This is a genomic window from Paracoccus tibetensis (genome assembly GCF_900102505.1).
Taxonomy (GTDB): domain Bacteria; phylum Pseudomonadota; class Alphaproteobacteria; order Rhodobacterales; family Rhodobacteraceae; genus Paracoccus; species Paracoccus tibetensis.
Genome location: NZ_FMVT01000001.1, coordinates 406923 through 428830 on the forward strand (window position 1 = coordinate 406923; position 21908 = coordinate 428830).

General features: G+C 71.3%; 22 protein-coding genes, 1 tRNA gene and 1 other RNA gene. 15 read left to right on the top strand and 9 right to left on the bottom strand.

The genetic code is table 11. The features are described from left to right. From BLP73_RS02020 to BLP73_RS02060, 9 genes are all read right to left on the bottom strand, one after another. Nucleotides 1–891 carry a hypothetical protein gene (locus tag BLP73_RS02020; protein WP_090739830.1) on the bottom strand — a complete coding sequence of 297 codons (891 nt, stop codon included), beginning with the start codon at nucleotides 889–891 and terminating at the stop codon, nucleotides 1–3. Beyond that, on the bottom strand, nucleotides 878–1885 hold the full coding sequence (locus BLP73_RS02025) for a beta-propeller fold lactonase family protein (protein ID WP_090739831.1): 1008 nt from the start codon (nucleotides 1883–1885) through the stop codon (nucleotides 878–880). The genes BLP73_RS02020 and BLP73_RS02025 overlap by 14 nt, the downstream gene beginning before the upstream one ends. Nucleotides 1886–1907: 22 nt before the next feature. After that, nucleotides 1908–3200, bottom strand: a complete 1293-nt coding sequence (locus tag BLP73_RS02030) for an ABC transporter substrate-binding protein (protein WP_090739832.1) — start codon at nucleotides 3198–3200, stop codon at nucleotides 1908–1910. Beyond that, nucleotides 3197–4042 carry a transporter substrate-binding domain-containing protein gene (locus BLP73_RS02035; RefSeq protein ID WP_090739833.1) on the bottom strand — a complete coding sequence of 282 codons (846 nt, stop codon included), beginning with the start codon at nucleotides 4040–4042 and terminating at the stop codon, nucleotides 3197–3199. The genes BLP73_RS02030 and BLP73_RS02035 overlap by 4 nt, the downstream gene beginning before the upstream one ends. Nucleotides 4043–4046: 4 nt before the next feature. Continuing rightward, nucleotides 4047–5819, bottom strand: coding sequence for a PQQ-dependent dehydrogenase, methanol/ethanol family (locus BLP73_RS02040; protein WP_217630625.1), 1773 nt, complete (start codon nucleotides 5817–5819; stop codon nucleotides 4047–4049). Nucleotides 5820–5861: 42 nt separating this feature from the next. Further along, complete coding sequence (locus BLP73_RS19300; protein WP_175453205.1) at nucleotides 5862–6302, bottom strand: c-type cytochrome; 441 nt, start codon at nucleotides 6300–6302, stop codon at nucleotides 5862–5864. Between the two features lie 127 nt (nucleotides 6303–6429). Beyond that, the gene (locus BLP73_RS02050; RefSeq protein WP_175453206.1) at nucleotides 6430–7110 is read right to left on the bottom strand and encodes a GntR family transcriptional regulator; all 681 of its coding nucleotides are present in this window, start codon (nucleotides 7108–7110) and stop codon (nucleotides 6430–6432) included. Between the two features lie 85 nt (nucleotides 7111–7195). Continuing rightward, complete coding sequence (gene aldA / locus BLP73_RS02055; protein WP_090739836.1) at nucleotides 7196–8629, bottom strand: aldehyde dehydrogenase; 1434 nt, start codon at nucleotides 8627–8629, stop codon at nucleotides 7196–7198. 254 nt (nucleotides 8630–8883) lie between these two features. After that, nucleotides 8884–8958: transfer RNA gene (locus BLP73_RS02060), tRNA-Glu, on the bottom strand. Between the two features lie 208 nt (nucleotides 8959–9166). Between BLP73_RS02060 and gatC the strand changes: the two genes are divergently transcribed. The 15 genes from gatC to zwf all read left to right on the top strand — a co-directional run bounded on the left by gatC (nucleotide 9167) and on the right by zwf (nucleotide 21906). Further along, entirely contained in the window at nucleotides 9167–9454 is a 288-nt protein-coding gene (gatC, locus tag BLP73_RS02065) for an Asp-tRNA(Asn)/Glu-tRNA(Gln) amidotransferase subunit GatC (RefSeq protein ID WP_090739837.1), read from the top strand. After that, nucleotides 9451–10935 carry an Asp-tRNA(Asn)/Glu-tRNA(Gln) amidotransferase subunit GatA gene (gene gatA, locus BLP73_RS02070; RefSeq protein ID WP_090739838.1) on the top strand — a complete coding sequence of 495 codons (1485 nt, stop codon included), beginning with the start codon at nucleotides 9451–9453 and terminating at the stop codon, nucleotides 10933–10935. Before gatC ends, gatA begins: the two co-directional genes overlap by 4 nt. A 32-nt stretch (nucleotides 10936–10967) precedes the next feature. Then, nucleotides 10968–11222, top strand: coding sequence for a hypothetical protein (locus BLP73_RS02075; RefSeq protein ID WP_090739839.1), 255 nt, complete (start codon nucleotides 10968–10970; stop codon nucleotides 11220–11222). A 4-nt stretch (nucleotides 11223–11226) separates the two neighbouring features. Then, entirely contained in the window at nucleotides 11227–11916 is a 690-nt protein-coding gene (locus tag BLP73_RS02080) for an N-acetylmuramoyl-L-alanine amidase (protein ID WP_090739840.1), read from the top strand. Between the two features lie 34 nt (nucleotides 11917–11950). Beyond that, nucleotides 11951–12325: RNase P RNA component class A (gene rnpB / locus BLP73_RS02085), an RNA gene on the top strand. 117 nt (nucleotides 12326–12442) lie between these two features. Next, nucleotides 12443–12610, top strand: a complete 168-nt coding sequence (gene rpmG, locus BLP73_RS02090) for a 50S ribosomal protein L33 (protein ID WP_089344652.1) — start codon at nucleotides 12443–12445, stop codon at nucleotides 12608–12610. Nucleotides 12611–12748: 138 nt separating this feature from the next. Continuing rightward, complete coding sequence (locus BLP73_RS02095) at nucleotides 12749–13207, top strand: (2Fe-2S)-binding protein (RefSeq protein WP_090739841.1); 459 nt, start codon at nucleotides 12749–12751, stop codon at nucleotides 13205–13207. Continuing rightward, on the top strand, nucleotides 13207–15456 hold the full coding sequence (locus BLP73_RS02100; protein ID WP_090739842.1) for a xanthine dehydrogenase family protein molybdopterin-binding subunit: 2250 nt from the start codon (nucleotides 13207–13209) through the stop codon (nucleotides 15454–15456). The genes BLP73_RS02095 and BLP73_RS02100 overlap by 1 nt, the downstream gene beginning before the upstream one ends. Then, the gene (locus tag BLP73_RS02105) at nucleotides 15457–15999 is read left to right on the top strand and encodes a nucleotidyltransferase family protein (protein WP_090739843.1); all 543 of its coding nucleotides are present in this window, start codon (nucleotides 15457–15459) and stop codon (nucleotides 15997–15999) included. A gap of 40 nt (nucleotides 16000–16039) precedes the next feature. Then, nucleotides 16040–16783 carry a 5-oxoprolinase subunit B family protein gene (locus tag BLP73_RS02110; protein ID WP_175453207.1) on the top strand — a complete coding sequence of 248 codons (744 nt, stop codon included), beginning with the start codon at nucleotides 16040–16042 and terminating at the stop codon, nucleotides 16781–16783. Continuing rightward, a complete protein-coding gene (locus BLP73_RS02115) occupies nucleotides 16780–17823 on the top strand; it encodes a 5-oxoprolinase subunit C family protein (RefSeq protein ID WP_090739845.1) in 1044 nt (347 codons plus the stop codon). Before BLP73_RS02110 ends, BLP73_RS02115 begins: the two co-directional genes overlap by 4 nt. Further along, nucleotides 17820–18575, top strand: a complete 756-nt coding sequence (locus tag BLP73_RS02120; protein WP_090739846.1) for a LamB/YcsF family protein — start codon at nucleotides 17820–17822, stop codon at nucleotides 18573–18575. Before BLP73_RS02115 ends, BLP73_RS02120 begins: the two co-directional genes overlap by 4 nt. 60 nt (nucleotides 18576–18635) lie before the next feature. Further along, nucleotides 18636–19847, top strand: coding sequence for an RSP_2647 family RNA methyltransferase (locus BLP73_RS02125; RefSeq protein WP_090739847.1), 1212 nt, complete (start codon nucleotides 18636–18638; stop codon nucleotides 19845–19847). Then, a complete protein-coding gene (locus BLP73_RS02130; RefSeq protein ID WP_090739848.1) occupies nucleotides 19847–20386 on the top strand; it encodes an RSP_2648 family PIN domain-containing protein in 540 nt (179 codons plus the stop codon). The genes BLP73_RS02125 and BLP73_RS02130 overlap by 1 nt, the downstream gene beginning before the upstream one ends. Nucleotides 20387–20460: 74 nt before the next feature. Next, entirely contained in the window at nucleotides 20461–21906 is a 1446-nt protein-coding gene (zwf, locus tag BLP73_RS02135) for a glucose-6-phosphate dehydrogenase (RefSeq protein WP_090739849.1), read from the top strand. The last annotated feature ends 2 nt before the right edge of the window (nucleotides 21907–21908 follow it).

Here is a 21908-nt window from a genome sequence, read left to right on the forward strand (position 1 = left end):
TCAACCTCCCAGCATCGGCTGCGCCTCGGCCAGCGCCCCGGCCAGGGCGTTGCAGGCGTCGGGATGGGGCCCGTCATCGGCGATGGCGTCGAAGGCGGCCTGCGCCCGCGCCAGCGCCTCGGGCGCAAAGAGGGTCAGGGTGCCGGACAGCGCCTCGTCGTGCCAGAACGCGGCGATGGCCAGCGTCTCCTGCCCGCGCGCGGGATCGGCATCGGCGCAGCCCTCGGCCGCCCAGTCCGCCACCAGCCGGGCGGCGCGGGCCAGGTCGCTTCCGGGCCAGGCCGGCGCGCCCGTGCCGCGAAGAAGGGCCGCAGCCATCACCTGCGTCTCGAACTCGATCTCGCCGCCGGGCAGCATCTCGGCATAGGCGGGGGCGGTGGCCGGGATCGCCGCCTCGAGCCGTTCCAGCGATGCGGCGGCGCGGGCCCGCTCTGCCTCGGGCAGCTCGGGCAGCAGGGCGTCGGTCAGGACGCGCACGCGCCGAAGGCCATGATGGGCGAGGGACCAGTCATCCGCCGCGCCCTCGGCCCCGTCCTCGTAAGCTTCGGCGACTCCGCCCTCGGGCAGCAGCAGCGCGGCGATGACGCCCGCCTCGCGCTGCGCGGGATCGGCGGGGCTGGCCGCCCGCAGGATCGCGGCGGCCTCGGCGGCGGCGGCGGAGATGTCATTCGCGGCCGCCGCCGAGGCCGCGGCAGGGTCCAGCGCGGCCAGATGGGCGCGGAACAGCGGCAGCTCGGCCTCGAGATGCGCGTCCAGCTCGTCCGACCCCGCGGCGGCCGCGATCCACAGCCGCTCGGCCGCGGCGATTCGGGCGACGTCCCGCAGGAGATCCGCAGGCTCGGCGAGGGCCGCGGCCGGCAGCACGCAGGCCAGAAGGCTAGCCCTGAACATCGACCACCCCCATCTCGACCGAATGCGCCCCGCGCCCCGCCGGGATCTGGCCGGTGACGCAGAGGCAGTCCGCGTCGATCACGGTGATGCTGTCCGACATCCCGTTCGCGGTGAAGGTTCGGCTGCCGTCGGGGCTTGCGGTGATGCCCCAGGGGCGGCGGCCCATCTGCTCGGCGATCTCGGCAATGATCTCGCCGCTGGCAGTGTCGATCACGTAGACGGTGCTGGTCCCGCCCCCCGCCACGTAGAGCCGGTCGCCCGGGGGCGACAGCACCATCTCGACCGGGCGGCTGTCGAGGCCCAGATCGATCGTCTGCACCACCGCCCTGTCACCCGTGTCGATCACCGAGATCGTCCCGCCGATCTCGGCCGAGACATAGGCGCGGGCGCTGTCGGGCGAGAAGATCACGTCGCGGGGCCGGTTGCCGACCAGCAGGTGGGTCACCAGCTTCATCTCGCGGGCGTCGATGATGGTGACGCTGTGGCTTGTCTCGCCGGTGATATAGGCCCAGGCCCCGTCGGGGCTGGCGGCGACGCCCTCGGGCTCGACGCCGGTCGGGAAGCGTCCCAGCTCGGCGCCCGTCTCGGCGTCATAGGCGGCGGCCTGGGCGATGGCCTCCAGCGACGCCCAGATGACGCGCCCGTCCGGGCTGATCGCCAGCCGCTCGGGATTGCCGCCGGCGCGGATGCGGCGCAGCTCGGAGCCGGTGGCGACATCCACCGCGACGATGGAGTCCTCGGGGCGCTCGCTGGCCGGGTTGAAGTCGCTGACCGCGATATAGGCCGTGCGCCCGTCGGGGCTGATGGCGATGCCGCGCGGGCGCACCTCGCCCGGCCGTCCCGAAATGGGCAGGGTCGTCACCTCGCGTCCCTCGGCGTCGATCACCCCGACCGAAGCTCCGTACTCGTTCGACACGAAGAGGTTGTAGTCCTGCGCCGAGGCCGGCAGGGCCGTCGCCGCGGACAGAGCGGCCAGGCTGATCAACTGTCTCATCGGGTCTCCTCCTCCGTGTCGGTCAGCCGCAGCGCGGCATGTCGCGGGCCATGTCGCCGATCTGGTCGAGGCGCTGGACCGGGTCGGTTCCGGGCATGTAGATGGCAGGCAGCTCTCCGGTAAGCGCGGCGCGGGCCTCCAGGCGCTCAAGCTCTGAGCCGCCCTCGGCAGCGGCGGCGATCTGCACCAAGTAGAGCGACTGGCGCAGTTGCCGGTCCCACGGCCGGAAGCTGGCGCCGATCCCCTTGTGCAGGTCGAAGACCGTCGCAGGGTCCGACAGCCATGCCGCCAGATCGCGCCCCGAAAGGCTGGAGGTCCGCAGGTTCGCCTCGGTCGCGATCTTCACGGCCTGATAGCCGGCCCAAGCGGGCGCATCCATCGGCCGGCCCCACCGCGCCGCGAACCGGGCATTCAGCTCGCGCGCGCCGTAGGAATCCAGCGTCGGCTCCCACAGGGTCGCGCGGTAGGAGCGGCCGGCCTCGGGCGCGGCCTGCCGGCTGGCGCCGTAGAACCAGCGGGTCTGCGCGGCGGCCCAGGGAAAGCCGGTGACGGGCAGCGGCGTGCCGACCGATTCCGCGGCCGCAAGCAGGTCCAGCTGCGTCATCCAGTCGGTCAGCAATAGCACCATGTCGGCATCGGTCCGCGCCATCTCGCGCGCGGCGGCGCGCAGGTCCCGCGCGGCGGGATCGACGGCGACCGCGCCTGCCAGCCGCGCGCCCCAATGGGCGCCGCCGAGCCGCGAGTCCAGCCGCGCCATCAGCGCCTGTCCGTCCGCATCGTCCGAATGCACGACCATCCAGCGGCGGTGACCGGCGCGCACGAACCAGCCTGCCAGCGCGTCCAGATACATCGCGGCGCTGGCCTCGACATGGAAGGTCAGCGGGTCGCAGATGCGACGCAGCGCGTCTTGCGGGGCGGCGATGTTGAGAAACAGCGTGCCCGTCGCGGCGGCGGTTTCCGACAAGGCCAGCGCATCCTCGGCGGTGAATCCGCCGACCAGCACGCTGACGCGGTCATGGGCGATCAGGCGCGCGGCCGCGCGGCGGGCGGCCTCGGCCGTGGGGGCGTTTGCGACCAGAAGATCCACCCCGCCGCCGAAGAGGCCGGCGTTCTGCGCCGCATCCTCGGCGGAGAGGGTCAGCCCGTCCAGTGCGGCGCGGGCCGGGCGACCCAGATTGGCCGGCGCCAGCGGCAGGTCCGGCCCGCCAAGCGGCAGGACCGCTCCGACCCGAAGGCGCGGCGCCGTCTGCGCCAGCGCGGGGGCGGCCAGACCGGCCATCGCGGCCCCGAGGAGCAGGCGGCGCGACAGGCTCATCGCATCGCCTCGCGCAGGCGGGGCGGCGCCAGCGGCAGAAGCGGCATCTGCGCCTCGGCCAGCACCTCCTGCACCGCGTCCCAGCTTTGCGCCAGCGCATGATCGACCGCATCGCGCAGCGCGACGTCATCGGGCCGCGTGCCGATGGTGAAGGCGCCGACCATCGGGATGAAGGGCATGTCGATTTCGGGCGTCACGGGAGACAGCGCCAGCTCCGCATCCGCCGCCACGAGGGGGCCGGCGACCGGACCCCAAAGAATGGCCAGGTCGATCTCGCCCGCCTTCAGCGCGCGGACCGGGCCTTCGGCCATGGCGCCCTCCAGCCGGGCGGCGGGGAAGTGGCGCAGGTTCTCCAGATGGCCGCGCTTGGCGAGCGCGATGGTCGGCGGGGCGGGATGGGCCGGGTCGTCGGCAAGCCCGACCCGCAGATCGGCCAGCGCCGGATCGTCCAGCGAGGCGGGCATCGCCGCCCCCGACCGCGCCACGAAGACATAGCCGGTGCGGTAATAGGCGTGGCTGGTCAGGAAGCCCTTCTGCCCGTCCAGCACCCCCATCGCCAGGTCGCATTCCCCCGCCTGAAGCTGGCGGCGCAGGCTGCGGGCGCGGTGGTCGGGCAGCCAGACCGTCTGCAACTCGGCCCCGAGCGCCGCGGCGACCAGCGCCGCGATGCGGTTGTCGCTGCCGCTGCCGTCGCGCCGCGAGAAGGGCGCGGCGTCGGGATCGGCGCAGAAGGTCAGCGTCCAGGCGGCGGCGGGCTGCGCCGCCGCGACGGTTCCGGCCAGCGCGCCGCCGAAGGCCGCGGCCCTGAGGCACGAGGCGAGGGAGGGCGCCGGCCGGGTCATGGCGTCACGTCTGCGGCAGGGCGAAGACGTGGATCGTGCCGCCTTGCGGAACGTCCCCCTCGTCGCCGAAGGCCGCGTTGATGAAGCCCTGGAAGCGGTCGCCGTCAACGCCCCACCCGGTCGTGACCGAGATGTATTGCCGGCCATCCACCTCGTAGCTGACCGGGGGCGCGATGATGCCGCCGTCCAGCGTGACCGACCACAGCTCGTCCCCCGTCTCGGCGTCGAAGGCGCGGAACATGCTGTCTGTCGTGCCGCCCACGAAGACGAGGCCGCCAGCGGTCGACAGGACCGGCCCCCAGTTGGGCGATTTGAAGTTGACCTGCCATTTCTTCTCCATCGTCCGCACGTCCCAGGCCTGCAGCGCGCCGATATGGTCGCGCGCGGCCTCGGTCGGCGTCATCTCGAGCCCCGAGCCGAGATAGAGGACGCCCGGCTCGTATTCGACCTCGGCCGCCTCCATCGCGCCGCAATGGTTCTCGTTCACCGAGATGAAGACCGTGTGCGTCGCCGGGTCATAGGACTCGGCCGGCCAGTCGCGTCCGCCCCAGGCCGAGGGGCAGAACTCGACCCGCTCGCCCAGCTTGGCGACGGCTTCCTCGTTGTATTCGGGGCGGCCGGTGACGGGATCGAGGCTCTTGAAGACGTTCTGATAGACGTAGGGCTTGCCCTCGATGAACTTTAGCTCGCCGCCCTCGCGGTCCAGCTTGTAGATCCAGCCGTTGCGGGCGAATCGCACGGCCAGCTTCTCGGTCTCGCCATTCTCGCCCGGCAGGTCGATCAGCGTCGGCGGCACGACCTCGTCCCAGTCCCAGCTGTCGTTCCAGTGATACTGGAAGTGGGTCCTGATCTCGCCCGAGGCAGGATCGATGCCGATGGTCGAGGTCGTGTAGAGGTTGTCGCCCGGACGCAGCGCGCCGATCCACGGCGCGGCGTTGCCGACGCCCCAATAGGCCAGCTTCTCCTCGACATCGTAGTTGCCGGTGATCCAGATCGGGCCGCCGCCGGTCTTCCACGTCTCGCCGGGCCAGCTCTCGCTGCCGGGCTCGCCCGGTGCGGGGATGGTGTAGGTCTTCCACAGCGACTCGCCCGTCTCGGCGTCGAAGCCCTGCACGAAGCCGCGGATGCCGAACTCGCCGCCCGAGGTGCCGGCCATCACCACCCCGTCCGCCACCAGCGGGGCGAGGGTCGAATAGTAGCCGTTCTCCCAGTTCTCGAGGGTCTGGTCCCAGACCTGCTCGCCCGTCTTGGCGTCGAGCGCGATCAGATGCGCGTCCAGCGTGGTGACATAGAGCTTGTCGCCCCACAGCGCGACGCCGCGGTTGGTGGGGTGCACCGGGACCAGGCCCTGGGGCAGCTCGCGGTTGAAGCGCCAGTATTCCTCGCCCGTCACCGCATCCAGCGCGATCACCTGCCCGTCATAGACGGTCATGAACATCACGCCGTCATTGATGATGGTCGGTGCCTGATGCGCGCCGCGGGCGGGCAGGGCGCTGAACTCGGCCAGCGTGTTGTAGGGGCCGGTGGCGTGCGAGAAGACCTCGGTCAGCTGGCCGACATTCTCCTTGGTGATCTGGGTCAGCGGGCTGTGGCCCTGCCCGTCATAGGTGCGGCGCGTCTGCAGCCAGTTGGCGTCCTCGGGCTGGGCCAGCCGCTCGGGCGTCACTTCGCTGTAATCGGCGATCTCGGCCAGCGCGGGCTGGCCCAGCACCATCGCCGCGACCGAGGCGGATGCCAGCCATGCGGCAAGGCGTCCGTTCACGTATCCCTTCGACATTCCTTCCTCCCTGAAGTCCTGATGTTTGGGTGTTGTCGTCCGTCAGCGCATGTCCGCCACGTCCTGCGGCAGGACGGCGCCGTAGTCGTTGCCCCAGCTGCTGCGCACGAAGCTGGCGATCGCGGCGATGCGGCCGTCATCCAGATGCTCGGCAAAGCCGGTCATGTAGCCCGGGCCGGTCAGGATCGTGCCGGTCAGGTAATAGGCATCCTCCAGCTTGGCGTTCTCCTTCAGCGGGACGCCGGCCGTGCCCCTGCTGCCGTGGCATTGCCGACAATTCGCCCGGAAGAGCCCTTCGCCCGCCTCGAGGATCTCGGCCGGGACAGGATCGCCCGTGGCCAGTTCGGCGGGGAACATCGCCGCGACACCGACATCCGCAGCCGGGGGCTGGGGGGCCGGCGCGTCCTGCGACAGGGCCGTGCCTGCGCCGGACAGCACGGAGAAGGCGCCCGCCAGCAGCGGCAGCGCTTGGATGATTCGCACGGCTTCCTCCCATTCGAATTCTGCATTCAGAATGATGAATGCGGTTTGCCGTGTCAATCGCGCTGGTTCCCGGAATGCAAAAAGCCGCCCCTGCGGGCGGCCCTCTTCGGCGGCTAGACGCTGAGCCCTACAGTTGCCGGGCTTCCATCGCCGCCAGCAACGCGCCCTGCGCGCCGAGGACGTGATCGGCCACGGCCCGCGCTGCGGCATCGGCATCCCCGGAGAGCAGCACGTCCAGGATCTCGCGATGCTGGCGCCAGACCAGCTCGCCCCTCTCGGCATGCAGGACCACCGCGATCATCACGCGGCGCAGGTAGTTCCAATGCGCCTCGGCGGTGGATGCGATGAACGGGTTGCCCGAGCTGTCATAAAGAAACGAGTGGAACTTCACGTCATGCGCCACTGCCAGGACGGCGCTTCCCTGGTTGCGGGCGGCCTCGCCCTCCTTCAGGATCGGCTCGGCCCGGCGGCGCAGCTCCTCGGCGAAGTCAGGCGCACGGGACAGTCGCTCGCAGATCAGCCGCGCGGCCAGCTGGTCCAGCACGATGCGGATCTGGTAGTGATGGATCACCGCCCCCGCGTCCAGCGGCGCGACATAGAGGCCGCGCGCGCCCAGCTCGACCACCAGCCCGTCGTTCTTCAGAAGCAGCATCGCCTGCTGGACCGGCTGGCGCGAGACGCCGAGGGTCGAGGCCAGTTCTTCCTGGACCAGATGCGTGCCGGCGGCCAGTTCTCCGGTGCAGATGCTGTCGCGGATCATGTCATAGACCTGCTCGGTCCGGCTCTGGGCGGCGGCAATCGGGCGCATGGAAACCTCTCTTCGGCAAAACGGCCGGCCGCTGGTGCGGCCGACCTTGAGGATACGACATTCCGAACGCGGATGCGCCTGCAAATCAGGTCTGGATATAGGCGATGTGCGTCTCGGTATATTCCAGCAGCCCGTGCTTGCCGTCCGCCCCGCCGATCCCCGACTTGCCGCGGCCGGCATGGAAGCACTGCATCGCCTCGAAGTTCTCGCGGTTCACGTAGGTCTCGCCGAACTTCAGCTCGTGGCAGGCGCGCAGCGCGTCGTTCAGCTTGGTCGTGTAGATCGAGGAGGTGAGGCCATAGGTCGTGTCGTTCGCCCGCTCGATCGCCTCGTCGAGGCCCGACACTTCGATCAGCGGCAGGACGGGACCGAAGGTCTCGTTGCGGATGATCTGCATGTCCTGGCGGCAGTTGACCAGCACGGTCGGCTCGTAGTGATTGCCTTGGCCCAGGTCGGCCGCCTTGCCGCCCAACGCGACCTCGGCGCCTTCCGAGACGGCCGACTTCACCAGCGTGTCGATCTTGTCGAGGCCCGCGCGGTTGATGATCGGGCCCATGTCCAGCTCGTCCCCGGCCAGCGGATCGCCGTAGCGCACCGCCTTCATCGCCGCGACCAGCTTCTGGGTGAACTCGGCCGACACGCTGCGATCCACGTAGACCCGCTCGGCGGCGTTGCAGACCTGGCCGGTGTTCAGCGTGCGCGACTGCGTGATGGCGCGCGCCGCGAGGTCGAGATCGGCATCCGCCGTCACGATGGCCGGCGCCTTGCCGCCCAGTTCGAGGTTCATCTTGGTGATGTTCTTGGCCCCGTCCGCCATGATGCGCGAGCCGGTCTCGACGCTGCCGGTGAAGCTGACCATCCGCACGTCTTGATGGGTCACAAGCGCCTTGCCGGTCGTGGCGCCGCGGCCATAGACGATGTTGAAGACGCCCTCGGGCAGCTCGGTCTCGGTCACGAGGCGGGCGAAGAGCGCGGCGTTGTTCGGGGTCTCCTCGCTCGGCTTGATGACGATGGCGTTGCCGGTGATCAGGGCAGGGGCCATCTTCCGGGCGATCAGGAAGAAGGGGAAGTTCCAGGGCAGGATGCCCGCGACGACGCCGACCGGCTGGCGGAATAGGAAGATGCTCTCGCCCGCGCGGTCCGAGGGCAGGATCTCGCCCTCGATGCGCCGCGCCCATTCCGCCATGTAGTCGATGTAGTTGGCGGTGAAATGCGCCTCGACCGTCGCCAGCGGCAGGATCTTGCCCTGCTCCTCCGAGATGACGCGCGCGATCTCGTCGGCATTGGAGCGGATCTTGGCCGAGATCTGGCGCAGGAAGCCCGCGCGCTCGATCGGGGGCAGCTTCTCCCACGCGGTCTGCGCCTTCTTCGCCGTCGCGACCGCCTCGGCCACCCCGTCCGCGCCGGTATCCGGGATCTCGGAAATCTTGCTGTCCCGCGCCGGGTTCAGCACGTCGATGCGGTCGCCGCCTGCAACCGGCACGAAGCGCCCGCCGACAAAATTCTCGTGCAACGTCATATCTCGTTCCTCCCTGGTGATCGGGAGCCAGACCCGATTCGACAGGAACGTTAACACATGAATTGAGAATTCGGAATTCAGTATCCGCGGCCAAGGGAGTGCACGTGATGTTGGCGCTCGATCATCGAGATGATGAACCCAAAGGTTGTGGATGTCTGACAGCCCACCGTCTCGCAGGTGGCAAAGTCGGGCCTGCGTGATCGACATGAAGTGTCGGGTCTGGTGCCAACGCTACAAGTGCTGAGAAGGAAAAGTGGCAGCCCGTAGGGGAATCGAACCCCTCTTTCCAGGTTGAAAACCTGGCGTCCTAACCGATAGACGAACGGGCCACTCTGTCCGCTCTGCCGGTCTTGCCGGCGGCGTGAGGCGGTGTTTAGGCAAAGCGTTCGGAGCGTGCAAGCGGAAAAAACCGGCCGCTCGCGAAAAATCCGCAGCCCCTGTTCCAGGCCGCCGCGAAGGGGTGCGCCGGCTTGCGGCAGCGCTGCCCAGAGGGTAGACCCGCGGCCGTCAAGAAGCCGCCGCGAAGGGGATGAACCCATGTCGATCACCAAGGACGAGGCCCGCAAGGTCGCCCATCTGGCGCGGGTTGCGGTCGATGAGGCTGACCTCCCGGCGCTGGCCCGCGACCTGAGCGGCATCCTCGATTTCATGGAACAGCTGAACGAGGTCGATGTCGAGGGCGTCGAGCCGATGACCGGGGTCACGCCCATGCGCCTCAAGCGGCGCGAGGATGTCGTGACCACGGGCGGCATGCCCGAGAAGATCCTGTCCAACGCCCCCGACGCGCGCGAGGGCTTCTTTGCCGTGCCGAAGGTGGTGGAATGACCGAACTGAACACGCTGACCATCGCCGCCGCGCGCGAGGCGCTGGCCAAGGGCGAGGTGACCGCAGCCGAGCTGACCGAGGCCTGCCTTTCGGCCATCGACGCCTCGGGCGCGCTGAACGCCTTTGTGCACAACACGCCCGAGATGGCGCGCGAGATGGCGGTGGCCGCCGACGAGCGCATCCGCCAGGGCCGCGCCGCGCCGATGACGGGCATCCCGCTCGGCATCAAGGACGTCTTCTGCGTGCGCGGCGTGCCGAGCCAGGCCGCCAGCCGCATCCTGTCGGGCTTCAAGCCGGAATACGAATCGACCGTCACCCAGAACCTGTGGAACGCGGGCGCGGTGATGCTGGGCAAGCTGAACCAGGACGAGTTCGCGATGGGCTCGGCCAACGAGACCAGCTGCTACGGTCCCGCGGTGAACCCGTGGAAGGCGGCCAATGGCGCGCCCCTGACACCGGGCGGCAGCTCGGGCGGCTCGGCCGCGGCGGTGGCGGCGGACCTTTGCCTCGCGGCGACGGGAACCGATACCGGCGGCTCGATCCGCCAGCCGGCGGCCTTCACCGGAACGGTCGGGCTGAAGCCCACCTATGGCCGCGTGAGCCGGTGGGGCGTGATCGCCTATGCCTCCAGCCTCGACCAGGCCGGGCCGATGACCAAGACCGTGCGCGACGCGGCGATCATGCTGGGCGCGATGGCCTCAAGCGATCCGGCCGACAGCACCTGCGCCGACCTGCCCGTGCCCGATTTCGAGGCCGCGCTGACCGGCGACATCCGCGGCAAGCGCATCGGCATCCCGCGCGAATACCGCGTCGACGGCATGCCGGACGAGATCGACGCGCTCTGGCACAAGGGCGCCGAGATGCTGCGCGATGCCGGCGCCGAGATCGTCGACATCTCGCTGCCGCACACGAAATACGCGCTGCCGGCCTATTACGTCATCGCGCCTGCCGAGGCGTCCTCGAACCTCGCCCGCTATGACGGGGTGCGCTTCGGCCACCGCGCCAAGCTGGCCCAGGGCGACGGCATTACCGAGATGTACGAGAAGACCCGCGCCGAGGGCTTCGGCCCTGAGGTGCAGCGCCGCATCATGATCGGCGCCTATGTCCTCTCGGCCGGGTTCTACGACGCCTATTACAACCGCGCCCGCAAGGTCCGCGCGCTGATCAAGCGCGACTTCGACACCGCCTTCGCCGAAGGGATTGATTCGATCCTGGCGCCGGCGACGCCGTCCGCGGCCTTTCCGCTCGGCTCGACGGCGCAGGACGATCCCGTGGCGATGTATCTCAACGACGTCTTCACGGTGACGCTGAACCTCGCCGGCCTGCCGGGCATCGCGGTCCCCGTGGGCCAGGACAAGGCGGGCCTGCCGCTCGGCCTCCAGCTCATCGGCCGGCCCTTCGAGGAGGGCGATCTGCTGAACCAGGCGCATGCGCTGGAACGGGCGGCGGGCTTTGTGGCCAAGCCCGAACGCTGGTGGTAGGGTTCCCCCAGCAGCTCACGAACGGAGGCGCGATGCGCGGCTGGTTGGTCTTGACGGTGCTGGCGCTGGCCGGCTGCAACGAACAGGCGGGCTGGAACCCGAACTATCTGGCCACCTCCAGCCCCTACGGCCAGTATCGCGAGGCGCGCGAGGCAGGGCTGACGGGGCAGGGCGAGGCGCCGGGCATCATCCCGATCGCGCGGCCCTTCTACGCGCCGGTCCCGGTGAGCGAGAACGGCCGCACGGTGCTGGTGCCGCGCCCGGTGGCGGTGGTGGCGCGCCCCTGAGGCCATGCGCAGCCCGAACCACGGCGACCGGCGCGGGCAGCGGCCCGAGCTGATCGTCCTGCACTACACCGGCATGGCCGACGCCGTTTCGGCCCGGGCCCGGCTTTGCGATCCGACCGCCGAGGTTAGCGCGCACTGGCTGATCGACGAGCGGGGCGAGGTGATCCCGCTGGTCGATGAGACCCGCCGCGCCTGGCACGCGGGTGCCGGCAGCTGGCAAGGGCGCGACGACGTGAACTCGCGCAGCATCGGCATCGAGATCGCCAATCCCGGCGACCGCCCCTTCACCGCCGCGCAGATGCGCGCGCTCGAGACGCTCCTGACGCAGGTCATGGCCCGCTGGCGGCTCGACCCCGAGGCGGTCATCGCTCATTCCGACATGGCGCCGGGCCGCAAGATCGACCCTGGCCCCCGCTTCGATTGGGAATGGCTCGCCCGCCAAGGCCTCGCCAGCTTCTCGCGCCCCCGCCCGAACGATCCCGCCCCTCCGCTCGGCCCCAGCCTCGACGCCCTCGGCTATCCGCCCGCGGACCCCGCCACCCGCCTGGCCGCCTTCCGCCTCCGCCACCGCCCTTGGGCGACGGGCCCCGAGAGCCGCGCGGATCGCCAGACCGCCGCCCGTCTTCTTCTTCACGAAAATATCCCGGGGGACGCCCCGCAGGGGCGGGGGGCAGCGCCCCCATTCGACGGTTGACGCAGGCGCGCCCGCCGGCCATATCACCCCTCGCGCGGAGGGCCGGATGGCCGCGGCGGGGCGACCCGTCGAGGAAAGTCCGGACTCCATGAGGCAACGGTGCCGGGTAACGCCCGGCGGGGGCGACCCCAGGGAAAGCGCCACAGAGAACAGACCGCCTGCCTTCGGGCCGGCAAGGGTGAAACGGTGGGGTAAGAGCCCACCGGGGGGCTGGCAACAGCGCCCGCATGGCAAGCCCCACCGGGAGCAATGCCGAATAGGGATCGCGCGCGGGTTCGCCCGCAGGGCCGCCTTGCCCCAGCAGATCCGGGTAGGCAGCTAGATCCGGCGGGCAACCGCCGGGCCAGAGGAATGGCCATCCATCCGCGACAGCGGGGGACAGAATCCGGCTTACAGGCCCTCCGCGCAACGCACGCCTCTTCCCCGATTCCCGGTTGACTTCGCCGCACGCGCGGCTAAAAGGCGCCTTCAACAAGATTTCACGGGGTTTGCGGCGCGCGATTGCCCCGAAGCAGGAGCGATTACCATGGCGAAGCCGACCACCATCAAGATCCGGCTGAACTCCTCGGCCGGCACCGGGCACTTCTACGTCACCAAGAAGAACGCCCGCACCATGACCGAGAAGATGACCGTCCGCAAATACGACCCGGTCGTCCGTCAGCACGTCGAATACAAGGAAGGCAAGATCAAGTGATCTTGCGTCCCTTCGGGTGAGACAGGCCGCCTCCGCAAGGATGGCGGCTTTTCCTTTTCGGCAAGGGCCCGCGCGTCGGCGCGCCTCTGCCGCAGCGACTCGCTTGCCCGCAGCGGCCTGCGGTCCTAGCGTGGCGGCATGGAAATCATCGTCAACGGGACGTCCCACCGCCTGAGCGCGGACCCGGACATGCCGCTGCTCTGGGCGCTGCGCGACATCCTGGGTCTCACCGGCACGAAATACGGCTGCGGCGCGGCGGCCTGCGGCGCCTGCACGGTCCATCAAGGTGGCCGAGCGGTGCTGTCCTGCCAGCTTCTGCTGGGCGACGTCGCCGGAGAGATCACCACGATCGAGGGGCTCGGCACGCCCGAGGCGCCCCATCCCGTCCAGGCCGCCTGGATCGAGCAGCAGGTCGCGCAATGCGGCTATTGCCAGTCCGGGCAGATCATGGCGGCGGCCGCGCTGCTGGCGGGCAATCCCGCGCCCTCGGACGACGAGATCGACGCCGCGATGGAAGTGAACCTCTGCCGCTGCGCCACCTATCCGCGCATCCGCGCCGCGATCCGCAGCGCCGCGCTGCGCCTCGGCGGCAGCTGATGGCGGGGGGGCTCCGCCGGGCCGGGCGCATCGCGCGCCGGGGCTTCCTGATCGGCTCGGCTGCCGTCGTCGGCGGCGTCGCCTTCGGTGCCTGGCGCTACACCCGCCCTCTGCCGGACCCGTTCCTCGGCCTGCTGGAGGAGGACGCCGTCGCCCTCACGCCCTATGTCGTCATCGACCGCGGCGGCATCACGCTGATCGCGCCGCGCGCGGACAAGGGGCAGGGCAGCCGGTGGGTGCAGGCCGCGCTGATCGCCGAGGAGCTGGACATCGACCCCGCCACCGCGCGGATCGAGCCCGGCCCGGTCAGCCCGGCCTATTACAACCGCGCGCTCCTCTCCGAGAACCTGCCCTTCGTGCCGACCGACCGCAGCTGGCTGGCCGAGACCGCGCGCGCCGCCAGCGACATCCCCGCCCGGCTGCTGGGCCTGCAACTGACCGGCGGCAGCTCGACCGTTCCCGACGGCTTCCAGAAGCTGCGCGAGGCCGGCGCCGTGGCGCGCGAGACGCTGAAGGAGGCCGCCGCCCGGCGCGAGGGGCTGGAGCGCGCCGATCTGGCCACCGAGGACGGCGCGGTGATCCTGCCGGACGGGCGCCGCATCGCCTATGCCGATCTGGCGCAGGATGCCGCCCGGATCCCGCCCGTGACCCAGGTCGTCCTGCGCGACCCGGCGCAGTGGCGTATCCTCGGCACGCGGCGCCGGCGCGGCGACATCGTCGCCAAGTCCACCGGCACGCAGGTCTACGGCATCGACCTGCGGCTGCCGGACATGCTCTACGCCACGACGCGCTCGGCCCCGCTCGGCGGCGAGGTGCGGGTGCTGGACGCCTCGGCCGCCGAGGCGGTGCCCGGGGTCCGGCAGGTCCTGCCCATCGGCGGGGGCGTCGCGGTTGTCGCGGACAGCACCTGGGCCGCCTTCCGCGGCGCCGAGGCGCTGCGCGTCGAGATGCTGCCGCCGGACCGTCCCGGCGAGCAGGCCGAGATCTGGGAGAGCCTCGCCGCCACGCTTGAGGCGGGCCGGATCGACAGCCGCAACCGCGACGACGGCGACGTCGGTGCCGCGCTGGACGGGCCTGGCGCGATCGCAGCCGAGTACCGCGTCCCCTTCCTCGCCCATGCCCCGCTGGAGCCGCTGAACGCGACGGTGCGCGTCACCGCCGAGGCCTGCGAGATCTGGGCCGGCACGCAGGTTCCCGACTTCCTCGTCGCCCGCGCCGCCGCGCTGACGGGCCTGCCGCCCGAGGCCGTGCGGCTTCACAACCAGATGATCGGCGGCAGCTTCGGCCGGCGGCTCGAGATCGACTTCATCCTGCAGGCTGTCGAGATCGCCCGCGCCGTGCCCGGCCGCCCCGTCAAGCTGACCCTCTCGCGCGAGGAGGACTTCGCCCAGAGCCGCCCGCGCCCGGCCCAGATCGCCCGCGCGCGCGGCCTCGTCGGACCCGGCGGGATCGAGGCGCTGGACCTCGCCATCGCCTCGCCCTCGGTCATGGCCTCGTGGTTCGGCCGCGTCTGGCGCAGCCCGCCCGGCGCCGACATCAGCATCGTCGCCGGAGCCTGGGACCAGCCCTTTGCCATCCCCGCCTTCCGCGTCAGCGGCCTGCGCGCGCCCGAGACGGTGCCGGTCAGCAGCTGGCGCTCGGTCGGGGCCTCGTCGAACGGCTTCTTCCTCGGCAGCTTCATGGACGAGCTGTTCGCGGCCGGCGGGATCGACCCGTTCGAGGGGCTTTTGCAGCTCTGCACCCACGAACAGTCCCGCGCCGTCATCGAGGAGGCGCGCAGGCTGTCCGGCTGGACGGGCCGCAACCCGCGCGCCGGACGCGGGCAGGGCGTGGCCTTCTGCCTCAGCTTCGGCGTGCCCTGCGCGCAGGTGGTCGAGATCGAGGAAACCGAACGGGGCCTTCGCCTCGTCCGCGCCGTCGCCGTCGCCGACATCGGCCCGGTGCTGGACCCGGTGAACGCCGAGGCGCAGCTGTGGGGCGGGATGCTCTTCGGGCTGGGCCATGCGATGAACTGCCAGCTGACCTACGCGGCCCACCGCCCCGAGCAGCAGAACTTCTTCGACCACGACGCGATGCGCCTGCCGCAATGCCCCGAGGTCGAGGTCCGCCTGCTGGAGAACGGCCCGATCCGCGGCATCGGCGAGCCGGGCGTGCCGCCCGCGGCGGCCGCCTTGGGCAACGCGATCTTCGCCGCCACGGGCCAGCGGCTTCGCACGCTGCCCTTCGCGGGCCAGATCCGCTTTGCCTGAATGAGGGGACGCGTCGGGCTTCTGCTGGCGGCTGGCGCCTCGCGCCGCTTCGGGGCCGAGGACAAGCTGCTGGCGCCGCTACGCGGACGTGCCCTGGTCGAACATGCGGCGGCGGCGATGCGCGCGGTCCCGCTCGACCTGCGAATCGCGGTCGTCGCCAGCGCGGCGGTGGCCGTGCGGCTGGAGGGGTTCCGCATCGTCGCCGTGCCGCCGGGCGGTCAGGCTGAGAGCCTTCGCGCAGGGGTGAGGGCGGCCGGACAGGCGGAGCGCCTGCTGGTCGCGCTCGGCGACATGCCGGACGTGACGCCGGAGCATCTGGCGCGCGTTCTTGCCGCCGCGACGGATGCGTCGCCCTCGGCCAGCCATGACGGCGACGCGGTGCTGCCGCCGGCCTGCTTTCCCCGCCTGCTGCTGCCCGCGCTGGCCGCTCTGGAAGGCGACCGGGGGGCGGGCAGCCTGCTGCGCGGCCTCAAGCCCGCCCAGCTTGTCGCCGCGCCCGCGCTTCTGCGCGACATCGACCGGCCGGACGACCTGGGCGGCTGATCGCGGTTGCGCCCCCGCCCGGCTTGGTCATTCTGGCACCATGGATGACGCCGTGCCCGAACTGACGCCCGAGGTGCTGCCGGCCGGCCTCGACGGTCTGCTGGTGCGCTTCCACCTCTCGCCGCATCCCGCGGCGATCGCGGCGGCGCAGGTCATGGCCGCGCGGCTTCAGGCGGACCCGCCCCCCGGAACGGCCGAGATCTGCCCGGCCCTCGTCTCGGTCCACTTGCGGATCGACCCCACCGCCGACCGCGCGGGCCTTTCCGTCCGTCTTCTGGCCGAGGCGCGCCGCGTTGCAATGGAGCGGCCCCCGCTGCCGGGTCCCGTGCGGCGCTGGACCATCCCCGCGGCCTTCGGCGGGGCGGATGGCCCCGATCTGGGGCGGATCGCGGCGGCCATGGGCCGGAGCGAGGATGCCGCGCTCGCCGAGCTGCTGGAGGCTGACCTGCGCGTCCTGGCCATCGGCTTCGCGCCGGGCCAGCCCTATCTCGGCCTGCTGCCGCCGGGCTGGAACCTGCCGCGCCTGCCGCAGATCACGCCCGAGGTGCCGGCGGGGGCCATCGTCGTCGCGCTGCGCCAGATCGTCGTCTTCGGCGCGCCCTCGCCGACGGGCTGGCAGCAGCTGGGCCGCACCTCCTTTCGCAGCTTCCTGCCCGCGCGCGAGCCGCCGATGGTCCTGCGCGCGGGGGATGCGCTGCGCTTCGTGCGCGTGGCGCCGGACGCGCTGCCCGCAGCGGAGGATGGCGGTGGCCTTGGCGGCGCGCTGCTGGAGCGGCTGGCATGAGCGGGAAGCTGATCATCCACGCCGCGCAGGGCGTGCTGACGGTGCAGGATCTCGGGCGGCCCGGCCATCTGGCGCAGGGCCTCGGCCGCGGGGGCGCGATGGACCGCCTCGCGCTGATCGAGGCCGCCGCCCTCCTGGGCCAGCCCGCGCCCTTGGCCGCGATCGAGATGGCCGGCGCGGGCGGCACGTTCGAGGTCAGCGCCCCCACGCGCATCGCCCTGACCGGCGCGCCGATGCGGGCCCAGCTGGACGGCCGCCCGCTTCTCTGGGCGGCCGTCCACCTCTTCCGGCCGGGCCAGCGCCTGCGGATCGGTCCCGCCGAGGCCGGCGTCTACGGCTACCTGACCCCGGCCGGCGGCATCGCGTCGGAGGCATGGCTCGGCAGCCGCGCGGCGCATCTGACGATCGGCATCAGCGCGCCCCTGGCCGCGGGCGACGCTGTGCCGCTGCACGCCGATCCCTCACCGCAAGACCCGGCGCTGCGGCTGGACGTGGCCCCGCGCTTCGCGGGCGGCGAGCTGCGGCTGATCGACGGGCCGCAGACCCCGCTCTTTTCGGACGAGACGCTCGCCGCCTTTGCTCAGGCCCGCTTCACCCGCGCCGTGCAGGGCAACCGGCAGGGCATCCGGCTGGACGCGGCTGCGCGCTTTCCGGCTGAGGCGCTGCGGCAGCTCACGGCGGGCCTTGCCTCGGACATCATCGGCCCGGGGGACGTGCAGATGACCGGTGAGGGCGTCCCCTACGTCCTTGGGGCCGAGTGCCAGACCATCGGCGGCTATCCCCGCATCGGCGCGGTCCTGCCGGATGATCTGCCCCGCGCAATGCAGGCGCCGCCGGGCGCGGGCCTCGGCTTCCGGCGCATCACCCTTGACGAGGCGCTGGCCTGCCACGTCCCCGAGGCGCAGCTGCTGGCCGAGGCGCGCCGCCGCTGCCGGCCCCTGCTGCGCGATCCGCGCGAGGTGGGCGACCTGGCCTCTCACAACCTGATCGGCGGGGTGATCCGGGGCGACGAGCACGAGATGGAGGAGAGGGCGCGATGAGGATCGACCTGAATGCCGACATGGGCGAGGGCTTCGGCCCCTGGACCATGGGCGACGACGCGGCGCTGCTGGAGGTGGTGACCTCGGCCAACATCGCCTGCGGCGGCCATGCCGGCGATCCGGTGGTGATGGGGCGGGTGATGCGCGCGGCGGCGGCGCAGGGCGTGGGCATCGGGGCGCATCCGGGCTTTGCCGACCTTCAGGGCTTCGGGCGGCGGCGGATGCACCTTTCGGCCGAGGAGCTGGGCGGCCTCGTCGCCTATCAGTTGGGCGCGGCGCAGGGCATCGCGCGGGCGGCGGGGCTCGAGGTCCGGCATCTCAAGCTGCACGGCGCGCTGTCGAACATGGCGAGCGAAGAGCCGGCCATCGCCCGCGCCTGCTTTCAGGCCGCGCTGAAGGTCGCCCCGGGCATCAGGCTGGTGGTGCTGGCCGCGACCCCGATGCAGGCAGTGGCCGAGGAGCTGGACGCCGCATGGGCCGGCGAGATCTTCGCCGACCGGGCCTATCAGGACGACGCGACGCTGGTGGACCGCAGCCAGCCGGGCGCGGTGCTGCACGACGCCGAGGTGGTCGGCCCGCGCATCCAGGCGATGCTGCGGGCGGGGGCGATCATCACCGCCTCGGGCCGGCAGATCCCGGCGCGGATCGACACAGTCTGCCTGCATGGCGACAGCCCGGACGCGGTGGCGCTGGCGCGGCGGCTGCGCACGCATCTGGCCGGCGCCGGCATCCAGATCCGCCGCTTCGACTAGCCGCGCCCGTCTTGTGCGGCGCGCCCTGCCGTGCCAGACCCGGTGCCGAAAGGACCTTCCATGACCGACGACGCTGCCTTCGAGCTTCCCGTGATCCGCCTGCGCCCCAAGTCGAAGCCGCAGGCGATCCGCCACGGCTTCCCTTGGGTCTTTGCGGACGAGGCGGTGCTGGACCGGCGCACGCGGAACATCGTCCCCGGCGGCTTCGCGCGGCTGGAGGACCCCGAGCGCAAGCCCCTGGGGCTGGTGACGGTCAACCCGAACTCGAAGATCGTGGCGCGGGTGATGGACGGCGATCCCGAGGCGCGCATCGACGGGGCCTGGATCGCCGCGCGCCTGTCGCGCGCCCTTCAGATGCGCGAGCGGCTCTATGAGGCGCCGTTCTACCGGCTGGTCCATGCCGAGGCGGACGGATTGCCGGGCCTTGTCATCGACCGCTTCGGCGATGCGGCGGTGATGCAGCCGAACGCAGCCTGGGCCGACGCCATGGCCGAGGAGATCGCCGACGCGCTGGTGCAGGTGACGGGCGTTTCCACCGTGATCCTGAACGGGCAGGGACGCGCGCGGGGGCTGGAGGGCCTTGGCGAGCGGATGGAGGTCATCCGCGGCAGCGCGCCCGAGGCGCCGGTGCAGGTCGCCATGAACGGCGCGACCTACCTGGCGGACCTGATGGGCGGGCAGAAGACCGGGCTCTTCTTCGACCAGCGCCCGAACCATGCCTTCGCACGCGCGCTGGTGCCGCAGGGCGGGACGGTGCTGGACGTCTTCTCCCATGTCGGCGGCTTCGGGCTGGCGGGGCTTGCAGGCGGGGCCGGCCGGGCGACCTGCGTCGATGGCAGTGCCGCCGCGCTGGAACTGGCGCAGGGCGGGGCCGCCGCGATGGGCGCGGGCGACCGGCTGGAGGTGATCCAGTCCGACGCCTTCAAGGCACTGGAAGCGATGGCCGAGGAAGGCCGCCGTTTCGACGTGGTGATCTGCGATCCGCCCGCCTTCGCGCCGGCCAAGCCCGCGCTCGAGGCGGGCTTGCGCGCCTATGAGCGGGTGGCGAAGCTGGCCGCGCCGCTGGTCGCGCCGGGCGGTTATCTGGGGCTCTGCAGCTGCTCGCACGCGGCCGACCTGACCGCCTTCCGCAATGTCAGCGCGCGCGGGATCGGGCGCGGCGGGCGGCGGGCGCAGCTGATCCACACCGGCCAGGCCGGGCCCGACCATCCCATGCTGCCGCATCTGGCCGAGACGGGCTATCTCAAGGCGCTGTTCTTCCGGCTGGACTGATGCGCGCGGTTCTCGACGCCAATGTCCTCTACCCGACCATCCTGCGCGAGATCCTGTCCGATCTGGCCGGGCGCGGTCTGTTCCAGCCGCTCTGGTCGGCGCGCATCCTCGGCGAGTGGCGCCACGCCGCCGCCCGGCTCGGCCCGGAGGGGGACGCGGTGGCGGGCGCCGAGATCGCGCTGCTGCGGGCCCGCTTCCCGAAGGCCGAGATGGCGGATGACGGGACCGCCGCCATCGACCTCGACTTCCCCGATCCCGCAGACCGCCATGTCGTCGAGGCGGCGCTGGCGGGCGGCGCGCCGCTGATCGTCACCGCGAACCTGCGCGATTTCCCGCAGCGGATCATGGCGGGCCTCGGCCTGCGGGCGATCCATCCCGACGCCTTCCTCCTCGACCTTCTGGCAGCCGATCCGGCGGCCGTGCGCGGGGCGACCGATGCGGCGCTTGCCAAGGCGCAGGCGCTCGGCGGCGATCTGACGCTGCCGGCCATGCTGAAGAAACTGCGGCTTCCCCGCCTCTTGCGCGCCCTGCGCACGTGACGTGAAAAGGTTGATGCCGATTGCCGTTAACGCTAACAACGGGTAGAGCGGAACCCGGCCTGAAGGAGGACATCATGGTCTCGCGTGTCATTCCGGTAGACGACTTCGATCTGGTGGTTTTCGGCGCCACGGGCGATCTGGCCCGTCGCAAGATCCTGCCCGGCCTCTACCGCCGCTTCACAGCCGGGCAGATCCCGGCCAGCGCCCGCATCATCGGCGCGGCCCGGACCGAGCAGGACGACGACGCCTTCCGCAGCGACGCCCGCGCGGCCATCTGCGAATTCGGCGGCGCACCCCGGGACGAGGCGAGGATCGACGACTTCCTGAACCTGCTGGGCTATGTCGCCATCGACGCCAAGGGCGAGGGCGGCTGGTCCGAGCTGAAGTCGCGGATGCGGCCCGGCACCGTCCATGCCTTCTACTTCTCGGTCGCCCCCGCGCTCTTCGGCGACATCGCCGAGCGGCTGGCGACCAACGGCATCGCGGATGCCGAAAGCCGGGTGGTGGTGGAAAAGCCCTTCGGCCGCGACCTTGCCAGCGCCCGGGCGCTGAACGAGACGCTGGCGCGCCATTTCACCGAGGCGCAGATCTACCGGATCGACCACTACCTGGGGAAGGAGACCGTCCAGAACCTGATGGCGGTGCGCTTCGCGAACATCCTCTTCGAGCCGCTGTGGAACTCGCAATACGTCGACCACGTCCAGATCACCGTCGCCGAAACGGTGGGCGTGGCCGGGCGCGGCAGCTATTACGACAAGTCCGGCGCAATCCGGGATATGGTCCAGAACCACATGATGCAGCTCCTCTGCCTCATCGCGATGGAGCCGCCGTACCATTTCGACCCGGACGCGGTCAGGGACGAGAAGCTCAAGGTCATCCGCGCCCTGCAGGCGGTGCCGCCGGCGGACATCGTGCGCGGCCAGTACCGGGGCGCCGACGCCGATTACCTGACCGACGCCGAGGACCCCAACTCGCGCACCGAGAGCTATGTCGCGATGAAGGTCTGCATCTCGAACTGGCGCTGGCAAGGCACGCCCTTCTACCTGCGGACAGGCAAGAAGCTGCGCGCCCGCACCTCCGAGATCGCGATCACCTTCAAGGAGCCGCCGCATTCCATCTTCGACGACAGCGGCAGCCCGCGCGCCAACCAGCTTGTCATTCGCCTGCAACCCAACGAGGGCATGAACCTCAAGGTGATGATCAAGGAGCCGGGGCCGGGAGGGATGCGGCTGGTGCAGGTGCCGCTGGACATGTCCTTCGCCGACGCGCTCGGCTCGGACGGCGCGGACATGCCCGACGCCTACGAGCGGCTGATCATGGACGTGATCCGCGGCAACCAGACCCTCTTCATGCGCGGGGACGAGGTCGAGGCGGCCTGGGCCTGGACCGACCCGATCATCAAGGCCTGGGAGGACGGCAAGCACCGGCCCGAGCCCTATGACCCCGGATCCTCGGGACCCGAGGAAGCGTTGCGCCTGATGCATCGCGACAACCGGCGATGGAGGGAGATCCGCTCATGACG